Origin of the sequence: Nocardioides ungokensis (assembly GCF_013466985.1) — a bacterium.
GTDB lineage: Bacteria > Actinomycetota > Actinomycetes > Propionibacteriales > Nocardioidaceae > Nocardioides > Nocardioides ungokensis.
The window spans coordinates 3,901,786-3,919,504 of the sequence record NZ_CP059164.1 but is presented as its reverse complement, the minus strand read 5'-3'; the positions used below and the strand labels follow the sequence as shown (position 1 = coordinate 3,919,504).

18 protein-coding genes and 2 pseudogenes are annotated in these 17,719 nt (G+C 72.2%); 11 read left to right on the top strand and 9 right to left on the bottom strand.

Features of this window, described 5'->3' with window-relative positions:
- Positions 1–122: 122 nt before the first annotated feature.
- From fusA to trmB, 3 genes and pseudogenes are all read left to right on the top strand, one after another.
- Complete coding sequence (gene fusA / locus H0S67_RS19390) at positions 123–2,183, top strand: elongation factor G (protein WP_425489947.1); 2,061 nt, start codon at positions 123–125, stop codon at positions 2,181–2,183.
- Between the two features lie 71 nt (positions 2,184–2,254).
- A pseudogene (gene tuf / locus H0S67_RS19385) lies at positions 2,255–3,447 on the top strand (elongation factor Tu).
- A gap of 101 nt (positions 3,448–3,548) precedes the next feature.
- Positions 3,549–4,277 (top strand): tRNA (guanosine(46)-N7)-methyltransferase TrmB, encoded by a 729-nt coding sequence (gene trmB, locus H0S67_RS19380; RefSeq protein WP_180934372.1) that lies wholly within the window; start codon positions 3,549–3,551, stop codon positions 4,275–4,277.
- Here the strand turns inward: trmB and H0S67_RS19375 are convergent.
- The 3 genes from H0S67_RS19375 to H0S67_RS19365 are packed head-to-tail and all read right to left on the bottom strand — an operon-like array spanning position 4,267 to position 6,780.
- Positions 4,267–4,683 carry a hypothetical protein gene (locus H0S67_RS19375; RefSeq protein ID WP_180934371.1) on the bottom strand — a complete coding sequence of 139 codons (417 nt, stop codon included), beginning with the start codon at positions 4,681–4,683 and terminating at the stop codon, positions 4,267–4,269. The two genes, trmB and H0S67_RS19375, sit on opposite strands and share 11 nt — an antisense overlap.
- A gap of 49 nt (positions 4,684–4,732) precedes the next feature.
- Positions 4,733–5,440, bottom strand: a complete 708-nt coding sequence (locus H0S67_RS19370; protein WP_180934370.1) for a tetratricopeptide repeat protein — start codon at positions 5,438–5,440, stop codon at positions 4,733–4,735.
- Complete coding sequence (locus tag H0S67_RS19365) at positions 5,437–6,780, bottom strand: aspartate aminotransferase family protein (protein ID WP_180934369.1); 1,344 nt, start codon at positions 6,778–6,780, stop codon at positions 5,437–5,439. Before H0S67_RS19365 ends, H0S67_RS19370 begins: the two co-directional genes overlap by 4 nt.
- Before the next feature lie 132 nt (positions 6,781–6,912).
- On the opposite strand from H0S67_RS19365, the pseudogene H0S67_RS25915 reads away from it, so the two are divergent.
- The 4 genes and pseudogenes from H0S67_RS25915 to H0S67_RS19350 form a co-directional block, all read left to right on the top strand.
- Positions 6,913–7,086 (top strand): annotated as a pseudogene (locus tag H0S67_RS25915) (SigE family RNA polymerase sigma factor); the annotation flags it as partial.
- A gap of 164 nt (positions 7,087–7,250) precedes the next feature.
- Complete coding sequence (locus H0S67_RS25910; protein ID WP_246354888.1) at positions 7,251–7,415, top strand: sigma factor-like helix-turn-helix DNA-binding protein; 165 nt, start codon at positions 7,251–7,253, stop codon at positions 7,413–7,415.
- On the top strand, positions 7,412–8,086 hold the full coding sequence (locus H0S67_RS19355; RefSeq protein WP_180934368.1) for a hypothetical protein: 675 nt from the start codon (positions 7,412–7,414) through the stop codon (positions 8,084–8,086). Before H0S67_RS25910 ends, H0S67_RS19355 begins: the two co-directional genes overlap by 4 nt.
- Positions 8,087–8,117: 31 nt before the next feature.
- A complete protein-coding gene (locus H0S67_RS19350) occupies positions 8,118–8,534 on the top strand; it encodes a hypothetical protein (RefSeq protein ID WP_180934367.1) in 417 nt (138 codons plus the stop codon).
- A gap of 159 nt (positions 8,535–8,693) precedes the next feature.
- Here H0S67_RS19350 and H0S67_RS19345 read toward each other — a convergent pair whose 3' ends face one another.
- Positions 8,694–9,503, bottom strand: coding sequence for an RDD family protein (locus H0S67_RS19345; protein ID WP_180934366.1), 810 nt, complete (start codon positions 9,501–9,503; stop codon positions 8,694–8,696).
- Between the two features lie 23 nt (positions 9,504–9,526).
- On the opposite strand from H0S67_RS19345, the gene H0S67_RS19340 reads away from it, so the two are divergent.
- Both H0S67_RS19340 and H0S67_RS19335 read left to right on the top strand, forming a co-directional pair.
- Positions 9,527–10,522, top strand: a complete 996-nt coding sequence (locus H0S67_RS19340; RefSeq protein ID WP_180934365.1) for a stage II sporulation protein M — start codon at positions 9,527–9,529, stop codon at positions 10,520–10,522.
- A 49-nt stretch (positions 10,523–10,571) separates the two neighbouring features.
- Entirely contained in the window at positions 10,572–11,072 is a 501-nt protein-coding gene (locus H0S67_RS19335) for a GNAT family N-acetyltransferase (protein WP_180934364.1), read from the top strand.
- 25 nt (positions 11,073–11,097) lie between these two features.
- On the opposite strand, the gene H0S67_RS19330 is transcribed toward H0S67_RS19335, so the two are convergent.
- The 5 genes from H0S67_RS19330 to H0S67_RS19310 are packed head-to-tail and all read right to left on the bottom strand — an operon-like array spanning position 11,098 to position 16,120.
- Positions 11,098–12,390: a DUF58 domain-containing protein gene (locus tag H0S67_RS19330; protein WP_180934363.1), complete on the bottom strand. Its 1,293-nt coding sequence runs from the start codon at positions 12,388–12,390 to the stop codon at positions 11,098–11,100.
- Positions 12,391–12,400: 10 nt separating this feature from the next.
- Positions 12,401–13,405 (bottom strand): AAA family ATPase, encoded by a 1,005-nt coding sequence (locus H0S67_RS19325; RefSeq protein ID WP_180934362.1) that lies wholly within the window; start codon positions 13,403–13,405, stop codon positions 12,401–12,403.
- On the bottom strand, positions 13,402–14,553 hold the full coding sequence (locus H0S67_RS19320) for a DUF4350 domain-containing protein (RefSeq protein ID WP_180934361.1): 1,152 nt from the start codon (positions 14,551–14,553) through the stop codon (positions 13,402–13,404). The genes H0S67_RS19325 and H0S67_RS19320 overlap by 4 nt, the downstream gene beginning before the upstream one ends.
- Positions 14,550–15,170, bottom strand: a complete 621-nt coding sequence (locus tag H0S67_RS19315; protein ID WP_180934360.1) for a DUF4129 domain-containing protein — start codon at positions 15,168–15,170, stop codon at positions 14,550–14,552. Before H0S67_RS19315 ends, H0S67_RS19320 begins: the two co-directional genes overlap by 4 nt.
- On the bottom strand, positions 15,167–16,120 hold the full coding sequence (locus H0S67_RS19310; RefSeq protein ID WP_180934359.1) for a hypothetical protein: 954 nt from the start codon (positions 16,118–16,120) through the stop codon (positions 15,167–15,169). Before H0S67_RS19310 ends, H0S67_RS19315 begins: the two co-directional genes overlap by 4 nt.
- Before the next feature lie 620 nt (positions 16,121–16,740).
- Here H0S67_RS19310 and rpsJ point away from each other — a divergent pair.
- Together rpsJ and rplC are read left to right on the top strand one after the other, a co-directional pair.
- Positions 16,741–17,049, top strand: a complete 309-nt coding sequence (rpsJ, locus tag H0S67_RS19305; RefSeq protein ID WP_008360994.1) for a 30S ribosomal protein S10 — start codon at positions 16,741–16,743, stop codon at positions 17,047–17,049.
- A gap of 10 nt (positions 17,050–17,059) precedes the next feature.
- Positions 17,060–17,719, top strand: a complete 660-nt coding sequence (gene rplC, locus H0S67_RS19300; protein ID WP_180934358.1) for a 50S ribosomal protein L3 — start codon at positions 17,060–17,062, stop codon at positions 17,717–17,719.

The following is a 17,719-nucleotide window of genomic DNA, read 5'->3' as shown; positions in this document are numbered from 1 at the left end:
GGTGCCCCACAGGGTGCGCCGTCCCGCTCCACCTCACTCTCCCGAAATCTTTCTAAGGAACGCTGACCACAGTGGCTGTCGACATCACCACGGACCTCAACAAGGTCCGCAACATCGGCATCATGGCTCACATCGACGCCGGTAAGACCACGACCACCGAGCGGATCCTGTTCTACACCGGCATCACCTACAAGATCGGTGAGGTCCACGAGGGCGCTGCCACGATGGACTGGATGGAGCAGGAGCAGGAGCGCGGCATCACCATCACGTCCGCCGCGACGACCTGCTGGTGGAAGAACCACCAGATCAACATCATCGACACCCCCGGCCACGTGGACTTCACGGCCGAGGTCGAGCGCTCGCTGCGCGTCCTCGACGGCGCCGTCGCGGTGTTCGACGGTGTCGCCGGTGTCGAGCCCCAGACCATGACCGTGTGGCGCCAGGCGAACAAGTACTCCGTGCCCCGGATGTGCTTCGTCAACAAGTTGGACCGCACCGGCGCGGACTTCTTCCGCTGCGTCGACATGATGGTCGACCGCCTCAACTCCACCCCGCTCGTCCTCCAGCTGCCCATCGGCGCGGAGTCCGACTTCCTCGGTGTCGTCGACCTGGTCGGCATGCGTGCCCTGACCTGGCGCGGCGAGACCAAGATGGGTGAGGACTACGAGGTCGAGGAGATCCCCGCGGAGATGGCCGAGCAGGCCGCCGAGTACCGCGAGAAGTTCCTCGAGACCCTCGCCGAGGCCGACGACGCCGTCATGGAGAAGTACCTCGAGGGCGAGGACCTCTCCGTCGAGGAGCTCGAGGCCGCGATCCGTCGCGCCACCCTGGCCGACAAGGTCAACCCGGTCCTGTGCGGCACGGCGTTCAAGAACAAGGGCGTGCAGCCCCTGCTCGACGCGGTCGTCAAGTACCTGCCCTCGCCGCTCGACATCGACGGCATCGTCGGTCACTCGGTCAAGGACGAGAACGAGCAGATCATCCGCAAGCCGTCCGACGACGAGCCCTTCTCCGGCCTGGCCTACAAGATCGCCTCCGACCCGCACCTGGGCAAGCTGATCTACGTCCGGGTCTACTCGGGCAAGCTCGAGGCCGGCTCGACCGTGGTCAACTCGGTCAACGGCCGCAAGGAGCGGATCGGCAAGGTCTACCAGATGCACGCCAACAAGCGTGAGGAGATCGCGTCGGTCGGCGCCGGCCAGATCGTCGCCGTCATGGGCCTGAAGGACACCAAGACCGGCCACACGCTCTGCGACGCGCAGAACCAGGTCATCCTCGAGTCGATGACGTTCCCGGCCCCGGTGATCGAGGTCGCGATCGAGCCCAAGACCAAGAGCGACCAGGAGAAGCTGGGCATGGCGATCCAGCGCCTCTCCGACGAGGACCCGACCTTCACGGTCAAGTCCGACGAGGAGACCGGCCAGACGATCATCGCCGGCATGGGCGAGCTCCACCTGGAGATCCTGGTCGACCGCATGAAGCGCGAGTTCCGCGTCGAGGCGACCGTCGGCAAGCCGCAGGTCGCCTACCGCGAGACCCTCCGCAAGGAGGTCACGAACCACAGCTACACGCACAAGAAGCAGACCGGTGGCTCGGGTCAGTTCGCGAAGGTCGTCATCTCGCTCGGGCCGAACATCGACCCCGAGACCGGCACCGGCGCGGGCTACGAGTTCGCGAACAACGTGTCGGGTGGTCGCGTGCCGCGCGAGTACATCCCCTCGGTGGACCAGGGCGGCCAGGAGGCCATGGAGTTCGGCGTGCTCGCCGGCTACCCGATGGTCGACGTGAAGTTCACCCTCGAGGACGGCGCCTACCACGACGTCGACTCCTCCGAGCTCGCGTTCAAGATCGCCGGCAACCAGGCCTTCAAGGAGGCCGCCCGCATGGCCAAGCCGGTGCTGCTCGAGCCGATGTTCGCCGTCGAGGTGACCACCCCCGAGAGCTTCCTCGGCACGGTCATCGGTGACATCAACAGCCGACGCGGCCAGATCCAGGCCCAGGAGGAGCGTCACGGTGACATGGTCATCAACGCCCTGGTGCCCCTGTCCGAGATGTTCGGGTACGTTGGCGACCTGAGGTCCAAGACCTCCGGCCAGGCTTCGTACTCGATGGAGTTCGACTCGTACGCCGAGGTTCCTTCGAACATCGCCGACGAGATCATCAAGAAGGTCCGCGGCGAGTAGTTCGTCTCGACCCTCGGCACCACCCACTGCAAGTACGAGTCAAGTAACAACCACACCAGGAGGAGCCCACCGTGGCTAAGGCGAAGTTCGAGCGGACCAAGCCGCACGTCAACATCGGCACCATCGGTCACATCGACCACGGTAAGACGACGCTGACCGCAGCAATCACCAAGGTGCTGCACGACAAGTACCCGGACCTGAACCCCTTCACGCCGTTCGACGAGATCGACAAGGCCCCTGAAGAGCGTCAGCGCGGTATCACCATCTCCATCGCGCACGTCGAGTACCAGACCGAGGCTCGCCACTACGCGCACGTCGACTGCCCGGGTCACGCCGACTACATCAAGAACATGATCACCGGCGCGGCTCAGATGGACGGCGCGATCCTCGTGGTCGCCGCCACCGACGGCCCGATGCCGCAGACGCGTGAGCACGTGCTGCTCGCCCGCCAGGTCGGCGTGCCCGCCCTGGTCGTCGCCCTGAACAAGTGCGACATGGTCGACGACGAGGAGCTCATCGAGCTCGTCGAGATGGAGGTGCGCGAGCTCCTCTCCGAGTACGAGTTCCCGGGCGACGACATCCCCGTCGTGCGCGTGGCGGCCTTCCCGGCCCTCAACGGCGACGCAAGTGGGGCGAGTCGGTTGCCGAGCTCATGCAGGCCGTGGACGACTACATCCCGACCCCGGAGCGCGACACCGACAAGCCGTTCCTGATGCCCGTCGAGGACGTCTTCACGATCACCGGTCGTGGCACCGTCATCACCGGTCGCATCGAGCGCGGCATCGTCAAGGTGAACGAGGAGGTCGAGATCGTCGGCATCCGCGAGAAGTCGCAGAAGTCGACCGTCACCGGCGTCGAGATGTTCCGCAAGCTGCTCGACGAGGGCCAGGCGGGCGAGAACGTCGGTCTGCTCCTCCGCGGCACCAAGCGCGAGGACGTCGAGCGCGGCATGGTCGTCATCAAGCCGGGCACCACGACCCCGCACACCAACTTCGACGCCTCGGTCTACATCCTGTCGAAGGAGGAGGGCGGCCGTCACACGCCGTTCTTCAACAACTACCGCCCGCAGTTCTACTTCCGTACGACGGACGTGACCGGCGTCGTGACCCTCCCCGAGGGCACCGAGATGGTCATGCCGGGTGACAACACCGAGATGTCGGTCGAGCTCATCCAGCCCATCGCGATGGACGAGGGCCTGCGGTTCGCGATCCGTGAGGGTGGCCGCACCGTCGGCGCCGGCCGGGTCACCAAGATCACCAAGTGATCCCCGCTGGTCGATGACCAGCTGATCCACCAGTTCGGCCCCGGACCTCGGTCCGGGGCCGTTCTGCATGTCCGGCCGAGCCACGAGAGAGGATGGCGGCGATGAACGAGCGAGTCCGCCCCGCCCGCCCCCACGAGAAGCTGACCGAGGACGGCCGGCGGATGCGTGAGGTGCTGACCTACGCGCGCCGCGGCAGCCGCTTCACCCCGCGCCAGCAGGCCGCCTGGCAGGCCCACCACGAGGAGTGGGTCGTGCCCGACGAGGCTGTCGACCGGCCGGGCTTCACCTTCGCGACCTGGTTCGGCCGCGAGGCGCCGCTCATCGTCGAGATCGGCTCGGGCGTGGGCGAGGCGACCGCGGCACTGGCCGCCACCCGTCCGGCGTACGACGTGCTGGCCCTCGAGGTCTGGCGGCCCGGGGTGGCCGACAGCCTGGGCCGGGTCGCCGAGGCCGGCGCGACCAACGTCCGGTTCTGCTCGGTCGACGCGGTCTGGTCGATGGAGCACCTCGTGGCGCCCGGCAGCCTCGCGGGGCTGTGGACGTTCTTCCCCGACCCGTGGCACAAGAAGCGTCACCACAAGCGCCGGCTGGTCACCCCCGCGTTCGCGTCGCTCGCGGCTTCCCGGCTGGCGCCGGGCGCCGAGTGGCGGCTGGCGACCGACTGGGCCGACTACGCCGAGCAGATGGTCGAGGTGCTCGACGCCGAGCCGCTCCTGGACGGCGGGGTCTCCGAACGCTGGGACGAGCGGCCGGTCACCCGGTTCGAGCGCAAGGGCCTGGCCGCGGGGCGGTCCATCACGGACCTGGTCTACACCCGCGTCACGCGCTGAGGCGCAGCCCGGCGCGGGTCAGTGCGTCCTCCACGTGGAGCCGTTCGGCATCGCGCTCGGTCCCGGGGGGCAGGCCGGTGAGCGTGTCCGGCACGCCGAGGGCGTGGCAGGCGTCGACGAGCAGGTCGTCGTAGGCCCGGCTGATCCCGACCCGGCGTGCCATGGGCATGCCCGGGGCCGGTTGGAAGACCTCGCTGCGCACCCGCCGCACGTCGCTCGCGATCCGTTCGATGGGTCGGCGGGCCGGGCGTTCGGGGGGCGGTGAGATCCGCTCCAGCACGTGGTGGCGGACGAACCCCACCACGGCGCCGAAGTAGAGCACGCTGCCGACGGCCAGGCCGAGGACCACGGTGTCCAGCGCGACCGTGAGCAGCCCACCGACTCCGCCGAGGACGCCACGTCCCATGATTCGACGGTAAGCCGGGCCGCGGCCGACGACAAGGGTCGTGGGCCGGTCACTCCAGGAGGGCGAGCTCCTCGTCCACGTACGGGTCGGTGCGTCCGGCGGCGTCGAGCTCAGCCTTGAGGGCCCGCTGCATCGCGAGAGCCTCGTCGCGCCGGCCGAGGTTGCGCAGTGACCACGCCACCATCCACCGGGCCACGCGGATGCGGGCCGGGTCGCCGATCCGCTCGCAGGCCGCGAGAGCGTCGCGGAACGACGCCAGCGCGGCTTCGAAGTCGCCGGCGTCGGCGTGGGTCATCCCGATGTTGTTCAGCAGCGAGGCGTCCCAGTCCCGCGCCTGCGGGTCCGACGAGGCGCGGGCGGCCGCGAGCGCCTCCTCCGCGATGCTCAGCTGGTCGGCCGGCTCGGCCACCAGGGCCACCATGTGCAGGGCGTCCACCCGCAGCGCGTCGAGGTGGGCCGCGACCGCGGTCTGCGCCGCCGCCTCGAAGAGCGGCCGGGCCTGCTCTGGGTCACCCTGGGAGCGGAACAGCCGGCCCCGCTCGAGGGCGATCCGCACTGCGACCTCGTCCCCGGTGGGTGACAGGTCGTCGAGGACCGCGTGGCCCTCGTCGTACTGCTCCTGGAGGCCCAGCGCCCGCGCCACCTGGGTCATCAGCACCAGCCGGTCGTCGGGGTCGGCCTCCTCGGCGGCGGCCCGGAGGCGCAGCTCCGACGCGGCGGGGTCGTCGAAGTCCCAGAGCGGGGTCGGGTCGATCATGCGGACAGCTCCCTGACGGCACCGGCGAAGACCTCGGTGTGCCGGTCGACGTCGGCCGGGGTGTGGTGGGGCGAGAACAGGGCCATGTTGTGGAACGGGGTCAGCAGGATGCCGCGGTTGAGCGCGTACAGGTGGAAGAAGCCCTCGAGCTCCTCGTCAACGGCGGCCGCTGCGGCAGCGCCGGTGCGTGGCGGCGGGCAGAACCAGTACTCCGCGCGGCAGCCGAGCCGCTGCACGTGCCAGGGGAGGTCGTGCTCGGCGATCACGCCGGCAACGCCGTCGGCGAACCGCTCGGCGAGCGGGACCGCCACCGCGAAGTCCTCCGCGCGCAGGGCGGTCGACAGGGTCGCCCGCACCGCCGCCATCGCGAGCGCGTTGCCGGTGAGGGTCCCGCCGACGCCGGACACGTCGACCTCGGCCTCCTCCATCGGCTTCAGCAGCCGGTCGGCGACCTCGGCAGTCATGCCGTACGCCGCCACCGGGATGCCGCCGCCGATCGGCTTGCCCACCACGACCAGGTCCGGCTCCAGTCCCCAAGCGGCGGTGCAGCCGCCGGGTCCGGCGCACAGGGTGTGGGTCTCGTCGATCACCAGCAGCACGTCGTGGCGCCGGGTCACCTCGCGGACCGCGGCGAGGTAGCCCTCGTCGGGCAGCACGATCCCGATGTTGGTCAGGGCCGGCTCCATGAGCAGGCAGGCCACGTCACCGACGGCGAGCCGCCGGTCCAAGGCGTCGATGTCGTTGAAGGGCACGACGGCCGTCGTCTCCGCGACGTCGACCTGGGGGCCCAGGGCGCCCGGCCGCGGGACGACCCGGTCGCCGTCGAGCACGGCGAGGGTCTCGTCGACGGTGCCGTGGTAGCACCAGTCCATCACCGCGATCCGTTGCCGGCCGGTGAGGTGCCGGGCGAAGCGGAGCACGAAGCGGTTCGCGTCGGTCGCCGACATCGCCATCTGCCAGCGCGGGAGACCGAAGCGCCGGGTCAGCTCCTCGCCGACCCACACCGCGTCGGGGGAGGGCAGCATCGCGGTGATCCCGGCCCGGGCCCGCTGCTCGACGGCGGCGGTCACGGCCGGCAGGGCGTGCCCGGTCATCGCGCCGGTGTCGCCGAGGCAGAGGTCGACGTAGGAGACCCCGTCGACGTCCACCAGCCGGGCACCCGACGCGTGGTCGAGGAACACCGGGAAGGCGCCCGGCCAGCGGGTCATCCACGGCATCGGGACCCCGGCGAGGAGGGAGAGGCCGGCCTTGGTCGCCAGCTCGGCGGAGCGGGGGTGGGCCCGGACGAACCGGTCCTCCTCGGCCGCCCGCAGGGCAGCCAGACGCGCACGGTCGATCATGACCTCACGGTAGTGAACGCGTGCCCGGCTGGGCAGGGGTCCCGGCAGGTAGCGTCGGCGCCCTCTCAACCTTCTCGGCAACGCGGGCCTCTACATCTCCTGAGGGACCATCGATCAGGAGGACACAGCCACATGGCAGGCACCGAGCACTCGTTCAGCGAGTTCATGGCGGCTCGCTGGGGTCCGCTCTTCCGTACGGCCTACCTACTGACCGGGGACCGGCACGAGGCCGAGGACCTGCTGCAGGGTGCCCTCGCCCGGACCTGCGTGAAGTGGGACGGGATCCGCGACAAGGCGGCGGCCGACGCCTACGTCCGCCGCGCCATGGTCAACCACATGTCGAGGCAGTGGGGCAAGCGGCGACGCGAGGTCGTCACGGACCAGCTCCCCGACGCCGGCCCGGCGGAGGCCTCGATGTCCGCGCCGACCACCTCGCCCTGTGGGAGGAGATCCGCAGGCTGCCGCCGCGGATGCGGGCCACGCTGGTGCTCCGCTACGTCGAGGACCTCACCGAGGAGGCCACGGCGCGCGAGCTCGGCTGCTCGGTCGGCTCGGTCAAGAGCCAGACCCACCACGCGATCAAGCGGCTCCGGGCCGCGCTGCCCATGCTCGAGCTCGTCGAGGAGATGTCATGACCACCACCGAGATCCGCGACGCCCTCACCCAGGTCCAGCACGCCGTCCCGGTGCCGCCGGTCGACGAGGTCGCGTTCCGGGCGCGGGTGCGAGGCGAGCGGCGCCGGCGTACGACGCGCCGGGTGCTGGCCGGCGGCGCCGGGCTGGTGGCCGCGGCGGCGGTCGTGGCCGCGGGCATGCTCGAGGACACCGGGTCCAGCCCGGGGCGCCACGTGGCGCCCGCACCGGCGGACCGGCCCTCGGCGAGCAGGGAGGGGCTCGCCGTGGTGCGCCTCGAAGGCCGGCTCCAGGTGCTCCAGCCGGGCAACGGCAGCTACGCCGGCGACCTGCGGATCCAGCAGGTCGTCGGTCGCTCCGCCGCCGGGGATGCGGTCGTCATCGACGGCGACGCCCATCTGTGGCGGGTGCCGCTCGCCGACGACGGCGAGCCGGGTGACCCCGTGCCGCTGGCCGACGGCCGCCCGGTGGTCAACGCCTGGCTCGACGAGGCGGGGACCACCCTCGCCTTCGTCGACCGGGGCAACACGCTGCACCTGCGCCCGCTGGGTTCAGACCGGGACACCGAGAAGGTGCCGCTGCTGGAGCAGCAGACAGACCGACCTGGTCGCCACCGACGGCACGTCGTGGATCGAGGACGAGGGCGACCGGCTCTCGCTGCGGCACCCGGATGACTCGTCGGAGGTCGACGTCGACGGGGATCCGGTGTCCGCGGACCTGACCCGCGACGTCCTCGCCGTGCGGACCACGCAGGGGACCGAGCTCTGGGACGTGCGGCAGACGCAGCCGGACCGGGTCACCCCGCCGCGGCGCGTCGCCCGGCTGGACGGCGGCGTCGGCTCGCTCGCCCCGGACGGACGGGCCTACGCCGCGGCCGGTGCCAGCGGCCTCGCGGTCATGGAGTCCGACGACGGCGTCACCTGGTCGACGCGACCGGTCGACCTCGACGACGACCTCACGCCCCTTGCGATCCACTGGCAGGACGCCGACCGGTTCCTGGTGCTGGCGACCAGCGCCGCGCGCACCGGCAATCACGTGCTGCTGGACTGCTCGGTGGCGCTGGGCCGCTGCGACGAGCGCTACGACGACCCCACCGGGACGCTCGAGATCCCGACCCAGTAGCGAGGAGCCCAGCCCGGATCCCCCCACCAGCCGGCGCCGGCGGTGGCCTGGCCACCGTTCTGGTGCGGCGGATGGTGGCTGGTCCACCGCTGCCCGGGTGGGTGGTGACCCGGCGCAGGTGGACGAGCACGTCGCCCGGAGCCCGCGCCGCCGGGGTGCTCATCCGCGGGACGTGAGTCGGCGGCGCAGCTCGGCCTCGCGGGCCAGCCGGGCCGTGTCGCGCTCGCGCCGGGACGCGACGACCGCCGCGAGGAAGGCCTCGGGAGGGGTGCCCTCCGGCGGCGACGGGGCGACGTACTCGCCGACCTGCGCGGCCAGGCGACCGCCGATCGAGGCGCGGGACGCCGGGTCGATCTGCGGCAGCCGGCCGAGGAACTGGCGCACCGCCAGGGCGAGGCCGGTGGGGAGCGAGGCCATGTCGGCGGCGGCGGCCCAGGCCGCCAGCTGCGGGGGCATCGTCGCGGGCGTGGCGAGCCGGAGCCGGACCCGCTCACGCACGACGTAGGTCCCCGCCGCGTAGTCGCCCAGCCGCTTGCCCCGGGAGCTGAGCAGCGCGGCGAAGAAGGCCGGGCCGGCGGAGAAGGCGTAGACCTCGACCACGGCGACCAGGGCGCGGACGAACGCGTGGTGGAAGGAGATCGGGCCGGCGTCGTCGCGGACGGTGCGCAGCCCCAGCACCAGCTTGCCGAGCGACTTGCCCCGGGTGAGCGTCTCCACCGTGGTCGGGAAGACGAGGAACACGAAGACGAGGGTGCCGACGAAGGCGACCGTGACCAGGGCCTGGTCGGTCTGGAGCGCGGCGACGGTGAAGAGCAGGACCACCGCGACCAGCAGCAGCACGGTGACCGTCACGTCGATCAGCCCGGAGGCGATCCGCGGACCCAGGCTGGCCGGGGGCAGGTCGAGCGCGACCGCTTCACCCGTCACCAGGTCGTCGGTCGTCAGCGTCGCGAGCTCGGGAGTCGACATCGCGGTCAGCATAAGGTTGCGCCGTGGATCTCGACGCCTACGTGCTCGCTCACGCGGACGAGTGGCAGCGCCTCGAGGAGCTGACCCGCCGGCGCCGGCTGTCCGGCGCCGAGAGCGACGAGTTCGTCGAGCGCTACCAGCAGGTCGCCACGCACCTCTCGGTCGTGCGGACCTCGGCGCCCGACGCGTCGCTCATCGCCCACCTGTCCTCGCTGCTCTCCCGCGCCCGCAACCGGGCGTCGGGCACGCGCGTGGGCACCTGGCGCGGGGTGACGTCGTTCTTCGTCGACCGCTTCCCCGCCGCTCTCTACCGGCTGCGCTGGTGGTGGCTGGGCACGCTCGCGGCCAACGTCGTGGTGACCGCGGTGATGATGCTGTGGCTGCTCGACCACCCGAACGTCGAGCAGTCGCTGCTCTCGCCCGACCAGGTCGACCAGCTGGTCAACCACGACTTCGAGGGCTACTACAGCGAGTACGCCGCGTCCCACTTCGCCGCCCAGGTGTGGATCAACAACGCCTGGGTCTCCGCCCTCTGCCTGGCGCTGGGGGTGCTCGGGTTCCCGATCGTCCTGCTGCTCTTCCGCAACATCGCGAACCTCGCCGTGATCGGCTCGATCATGACCCGGCACGGCCAGGGCGCCCACTTCTGGGGGCTGATCCTGCCGCACGGGATGCTCGAGCTGACCGCGGTCTTCGTCGCCGGCGGGGTGGGGCTGCGGCTGTTCTGGTCGTGGGTCGAGCCCGGCGAGCTCTCCCGATCCCAGTCCCTGGCGCGGGAGGGGCGCACGGCCGGGACCGTGGCCCTGGGGCTGGTGGCCGTGCTGTTCGTCAGCGGGATGATCGAGGCCTTCGTGACCCCCTCCGACCTGCCCACGGCGGCGCGCATCGGGATCGGCGTCCTCGCAGAGTGCTGCTTCCTCGCCTACGTCTTCGGGCTCGGCCGCGCCGCCCACCGCCGCGGCCACACCGGCGACATCGACGCCTCCCTCCTCGAGGACCGCGTCGCCACCCAGGCCTGACTGTCGAAACCCGGGCGGCTCCGGCACTCCCTCTGGGTAGGGTCGGGCGGTGCCCGAGCTGAAGCGGCTGCAGGCCGGCGACGCCCCGGCGGTCCTGGCCTTCGAGCTGGCCAACCGCGCCTACTTCGCCGCCTCGATCTCCGACCGCGGTGACGAGTTCTTCGACCAGTTCACCGACCGGTACGCCGCGTTGCTCGCCGAGCAGGAGGCCGGCACCGCCGCCTTCCACCTGCTCGTGGACGAGGACGGTTCGGTGCTGGGCAGGTTCAACCTGTACGACCTCACCGACGGCACCGCCGACCTGGGCTACCGGGTCGCCGAGAGCGCCACCGGACGCGGCCTGGCGACCTGGGCCGTCACGGAGCTGTGCCGGCTGGCGGCGACGCGCCACGGGCTGCGCACGCTGCGGGCGGCGACCTCCCGCGACAACGCCGCTTCCCACCGGGTGCTCACCAAAGCCGGTTTCGTCGCGGTCGGCCCGGCAGGACCCGCCGATCTGGGCGGCAGGACGGGCACCTGGTACCAACGCGACCTGGCGCAGGAGGGTTGACGACCGGGCCGGGTGCGACGAGCGATCAGAGGAGGCAGCGCGCCTTCAGGTCGAGGTAGTGGTCGGCCAGGGCCGGTGGCAGCTGCTCGGCGTCCGCGTCGACCACGTCGACCCCCAGGGCGCGCAGCAGCCCGGCGGTGCGCCGCCGCCGGACGAGGACCTGCTCGGCGGCGGCCGCGTCGTACACCTCGTCGAGGGTCCCGCGGGTCGCGGCAAGCTGCTCGAGGGCGGGGTCCTTCACCGAGGCGAGCACCACCCGGTGGTGCCGGGTCAGCGACGGCAGCACCGGGAGCAGCCCCTCCTCGATGGCCGCCGGCTCCAGCGGCGTCAGCAGTACGACGAGGGCCCGCTGCCGCCCGAACCCGCTGACCGCTCCGGCCAGCGAGGCCCAGTCCGCCTCGGCGATCACCGGCTCGAGGTCGGCCATGGTGTCCTGCAGGTTGGCGACGACGTCCTTGGCGCCGGCGGAGCGCACCCGGCTGCGGACCCGCCGGTCACCGGCCACGAAGTCGATCCGGTCGCCGGCCCGGGCCGCGAGGGCGGCGAGCAGCAGCGCGGCATCCATCGCCGAGTCGAGCCGGGGGACGTCCTCGACGCGTCCCGCGGAGGTGCGCGAGGTGTCCAGCACCAGCACCACCCGCCGGTCCCGCTCCGGCTGCCAGGTCCGCACCACGACGTTGCGGTTGCGGGCACTGGCCCGCCAGTCGATCGAGCGCACGTCGTCGCCGCGGACGTACTCGCGCAACGAATCGAACTCCGTCCCCTGGCCGCGCACCCGCACCGCCGCCCGGCCGTCGAGGTCCCGCAGCCGGGCCAGCCTGCTCGGCAGGTGCCTGCGCGCTTCGAAGGGAGGTAGCGACCGCACGCTCCCGGCGACCTGGCGGGTGCGCTGCCGCGCCGCCAGGCCCAGCGGACCGTGGGTGCGCACGGTGACCCCGACCGCGCGCAGGTCACCGCGACGGCGGGGCAGCAGGGGAGTGCGGAGCACTGTCCGGTCACCGGGGCCGAGGCGGAGGCGGTGCCGGTTCTCCTGCGCGCCCGCGGTCGGCTGCCAGGCGTCCCGCAGCCGGCCGCGCACCCGACGCGAGCCGGTGTTGCTCGCGAGCAGCACGGTCTCGGCCGGGTGCCCGAGGCGGACCGTCCCGACGGGAGGCCGGTCGAGCCCGACCGTGTCGGGGGACGGCGCGAGCAGCCAGTCGGCGAGCACCAGCAGCGACACCGCGAGCACCCACAGCCAGACCGTGGACATGGCGGGGCGCACCAGCACCGGGACCAGGCCGAGCAGGAGCAGCAGGGGGACCCGCCCGCGGAGCGCCATCAGAGCTCGTTCACCGCGGCACCGGCACGGACCCCAGGGCGCTGCCGAGCACCTGGGCGACGTCGACCCCCTCGAGCTCGGCCTCGGGACGCAGCCCCAGCCGGTGCACCAGCGTCGCGTGGGCCAGCGCCTTGACGTCGTCGGGTGTCACGAAGTCGCGCCCGGTCAGCCACGCCCACGCGCGCGCCGCCCGCAGCAACGCGGTCGCCCCTCGAGGGCTGACCCCGAGGCTCAGCGAGGGCGACTGACGGGTGGCGCGGGCGATGTCGACGATGTAGCCGGCCACCTCCTGCGACACCTGCACGCGGCGTACGGCGGCCTGGCCGGCGGCGATGTCCGCGACGCCGGCGACCGGCGACACCCCGGCGGCCGCCACGTCGCGCGGGTCGAAGCCGTCGGCGTGCCGGCGCAGGATCTCCAGCTCCGAGGCGCGCTCGGGTACCGGCAGGACGACCTTGAGCAGGAAGCGGTCGAGCTGGGCCTCGGGCAGCGGATAGGTGCCTTCGTACTCCACCGGGTTCTGGGTGGCCGCCACCAGGAACGGCGTCGGCAGGTCGCGCGAGACCCCGTCGACCGACACGGTGCCCTCCTCCATGGCCTCGAGGAGCGCCGACTGGGTCTTGGGCGGGGTCCGGTTGATCTCGTCGGCCAGCAGCAGGTTGGTGAAGAGCGGGCCTTCGCGGAAGCTGAGCTCGCCGCGGTTGCTGTCGATGACCATCGAGCCGGTGATGTCGCCGGGCATCAGGTCGGGGGTGAACTGCACGCGGCGGGTGTCGACCGAGAGCGCGCCCGCGAGGGTGCGCACCAGCAGCGTCTTGGCGACCCCGGGCACGCCCTCCATGAGGACGTGGCCCCCGCACAGCAGGGCGACGAGCAGCCCGGAGACGGCCGCGTCCTGACCGACGACGGCCTTCGCGACCTCCGCGCGTACGGCGGCGAGCCGCTCGCGGGCCTCGGCGCCGGCCTCCGGCCCGGGGCCGACGGGGTGCTCGGCCTGCGTGGTTCCGGTGTTCATGTGCGGCGTACCTCTCTGTCGAGTGCGGCCAGGTCGTTGGCCAGAGCAATCAGGTCGTGGTCGGTGGTCGGGGCGGGGCCGTCCGGGCCGAGGAGGAGCGCGACGGCCTCGACCGGGCGCCCGACCTGGTGGGCGACCGCGCGCACCAGCGCGGTGTCGTCGCCGGCTCCCAGCTGCAGGCGTTCGCGGGCCCGGGAGCGGGCGGCCGAGCGCAGGGCGTCCGCGGCGTGCGCCCGGTCGCCCGACCGGCGGTAGAGGCGGCCGCGGCTGTGCGTGGTCTCGATGGCCTTGACCACGACGGGCAGCGGCTCGGTGGCCAGGGGACCCAGCCGGCGGGCCCGCCAGGCCACGAGCGCCACCAGGGCGAGGGCGCCGAGCCAGAGGCCGGGCCGGATCCACCGGGGGAGCAGCGTCGACAGGCTGACGCCGTCGTCCGCGACCAGGTCGTCGATCGAGGGGACGTACCACACCAGCCGGTTCCCGCCACCGAGCAGGCGGAGCAGGACGGCCGCGTTGTCGGACCGCAGCACCTGGTCGTTGCTGAGCGCCTCGGACGCTCCCAGCAGGGTCAGGCCCTGGCGCGGCTCGGCCACCAGCGCGCCGTGCTCGCCCCCGAAGCAGCCGTCGGGCCCGGGGTACTCCAGCGCGTGGTCGACCTGCATCGACAGGTCGGCGAAGCGTGGGTCGTCGCAGCCCGCCGGGCGGGCGTCGCCGACCGAGACGGTGAAGGGCAGCCCGGAGACTCCCAGGGCGGCCGTGGTCCCCGGTCCGGGACCGGCCAGCACGAGTCGGGCACCGCGGGTGTCGTCGAGCATCCGGCGGACCGTGCTGTCGCCGAGCTGGTCGGTCGAGGTCACCAGGACCGTGGTGCCCGCCTGGACACCCGCCCGCGCCAGCGCGTCGGCGCCACGGACGACGGTGACGTCGACGCCGTGGTCCTCCAGCACCCGGGCCAGCGCCTGGGCGCCCGCCGGGTCCGGGTTGTCCGGGTCGAGCGGGGTCGAGGTGCGGACCCCGCCACCCCCCAGCACGAGCACCACGACGACCGCCGCGGCGAGGCCGAGGACGATCAGGAGGGTGGCGCGCTGGCGCCCCCACCAGGAGGTGGCCGGCGTGGCGGGTGCCGAGGCCGTCGCGGTGGCGCTCATCGGCGCGCCGCCAGCTCGTCGTCGAGGGCGAGGACGCCGGCGGCCTGCTCCCGCGCCGCCGGGTGGTGGCCGTAGAGCACCGCGTCGAAGGCCGCTGCGCTGCCGTCGACCCGCCCGCCCTGCTCGGGGTACGCCGCAGCGAGCGCGACCGCCACCTCGTGCGCAGTGGCGCCGGGGAGGTCGTCGAGCCGGCCGCGCTCGACCTGGCGCACGGCCAGCGCCCGGAACGCGTCCACGAGGGCGTCGGCGTGCCGCCCCTCGGCCAGGGCCGCCTCGGCACGGCCGCGCAGCTGGTCGGCCGTCACGGTCGCGTCGCCGAGGACCGGTCCTCGCGCGGCGGCCCGGTGGGCGGTCCGGCGGGTCCGGGAGAGCAGCCAGGCCAGCCCGCCGACGAGCAGCAGCAGGACGACCATGGCGGCGAAGGTCGACAGCGGGGGAGCGTGGCTGGCGGCGTCGACGCCCCGCTGCACCTGGCGCTGGAGCCAGTTGATGACCTGCTCCACGAGGTTCTGCTGGTGGTACTCGGGGTGCATGAGCTCCCGGCGCAGCCACGACCGCCCCTCGTCCCCGGACGGGTCCAGGGGCGGGGCGGTCCGCAGCAGGCCGGCGGGGATCACGAGGGGACGATCCCGGCCCGGGCCATCAGCTCGACGTCGTACGCCTCCTTGCGCATCCGCTGGTCGAGGTACTGCAGGGAGGCGACCGTGGTGGTGAACGGGGCCACGAAGGCGGCCGAGATCACCGAGGTGAGCGCGTTGGTCACGACGAGGGCCAGGACGCCGTACTTCGCCGACCCGGCTCCCATCAGCATCGCCTGGCCCACCAGCGAGACCGGCATCGCCAGGATCGACCCCGCGATCTGGGCGATGATCACGGTGAGCAGGGCGATGCCGAAGGTGCGCCAGAACTGCCGGCGCGTCAACCGGAAGGCGCGGCCGATCGCGGCGGTGACGCCGATCGGCTCGAGCATCAGCGCAGGCACCGGCAGGTAGTAGACCCGCACCCAGAACCACACCAGGAAGCAGAGGAAGAGGGGCACGGTGACGATCCCGTAGCTGGCGACCTGCCAGCCGTGCGCGAGCATCACGACCGGCACCCACGTCAGCGCGTAGCCGGCGATGATCCCGGTCAGCATCAGGCCGAGGAGGAACGTCAGCCCGATCAGGCGCCACCGCTTGCCGTGCGTGGCGCGCCAGGCCTCGCCCAAGGAGAGGCGCCGGCCGATCGCGGCCGCGGCCGTGACGTGGGCGATCATCCCGGTGACCAGGATCAGCCCGATCGACTGCAGGACGCTGCCGAGCCCGAGGGAGCCGAAGGCGCCCACCATGCCCGCGACGTCGGATCCGGACACGTCCCCGCCCGACCGGTCGAGCGAGAGGTCGACGGTCCAGGACAGCAGGGCCGTCACCACCACCGGGATCGCCATCGCGACCGCCGCCACCAGCACGGCGGACCCGACAGTCGCCTTGGGGTTGAAGCGGATGATGCGGAACGCCGCGTCGTACATGTCGCCGATGGCCAGCGGGCGCAGGGGCAGGGCACCGGGCTTGTGCGCGGCGCCGAGCATGCCGGGCGGCGGGCCCGGGGGAGGCGCCCAGCCCGGAGCCGGTGGTGGGGCCCAGCCCGGGGGCGGTGGCGCCCAACCGGGAGGTGGAGCAGACTGGCCGGGAGGCGTCGCCGGTCCCGGCGGCGGGTACCACTCACTGCCCGACATCACATCCCCCTCTGGGCCGCGTCCTTCAGCGCGCACATCCTGTCAGAGGACACCCTTTCCGCAGCCCCGGGAAGCGATTTGGCGCTGCGCGGGATCTCTGCCAAGATAGTCCGGTTGCTCCGGCGGGTCGCCGGGGTGCGGCAGAAACACAACCTTGACTACTGAATCGCGTCTCCTTGTGAGGTTTCGGTGGTTTGGCGTGCGGCCGCACCGGCTCTGCATCAGTGCAGGGGAGGAGACCCGATCCACTCGACGAACCCGTCGAGTGACACCAACAAGTTGCGGGACCCCGGTCTCGTGTCGCGCGCCCAGTGCCTGCGACACGCCCGACCGCGGGGGTCGGCCGAAAGGCTGAGCAGCGGGGTGGTGGAGCAGGGCGGCAGGGCCTCACCCGGGGCCAGGTCGAGAAACGAAGGCACGCGGTTCCGGCTCGCAAGGGCTGGCACAGAACTGACTAAGGACGAGAGAGACCTATGGCGGGACAGAAGATCCGCATCAGGCTCAAGGCCTATGACCACGAGGTGATCGACACCTCGGCGCGCAAGATCGTGGACACCGTCACCCGTACGGGTGCCAAGGTCGCCGGCCCCGTGCCGCTGCCGACCGAGAAGAACGTGTACTGCGTCATCCGCTCGCCCCACAAGTACAAGGACTCCCGCGAGCACTTCGAGATGCGCACCCACAAGCGCCTCATCGACATCATCGACCCCACGCCGAAGACGGTCGACTCGCTCATGCGACTCGACCTGCCTGCCGGTGTCGACATCGAGATCAAGCTCTGAGGTCACTGAAATGACTTTCGAACGCAATGTGAAGGGGCTGCTGGGCACCAAGCTCGGCATGACCCAGCTGTGGGACGAGAACAACCGCGTCGTCCCCGTGACCGTGATCGCCGCGAGCACCAACGTGGTCACCCAGGTCCGCCAGCCCGCCACCGACGGCTACAACGCCGTCCAGGTCGGCTTCGGCGAGATCGAGGGCCGCAAGGTGAACAAGCCGCGTGCCGGTCACTTCGCCAAGGCCGGGACCACCCCGCGTCGCCACCTCGTCGAGATCCGCACCGCTGACGCCTCCACGTACACCGTGGGTCAGGAGCTGGCCGTCGACACCTTCGCCGCAGGCGAGGAGATCGACGTCACCGGCACCAGCAAGGGCAAGGGCTTCGCCGGCACGATGAAGCGTCACGGCTTCTCCGGTGTGGGCGCCTCGCACGGTGCCCACCGCAACCACCGCAAGCCCGGTTCGATCGGCGCCTGCGCCACGCCCGGTCGCGTGTTCAAGGGTGTGCGGATGGCCGGCCGGATGGGTGCCGACACCGTCACCACCCAGAACGTCACCGTCCACGCGGTCGACACCGAGAAGGGCCTGATCCTCCTCAAGGGCGCCGTTCCCGGCCCCAAGGGTGGTCTCGTGGTGCTCCGCTCGGCCGCCAAGCAGATCCAGGAGGCGTGA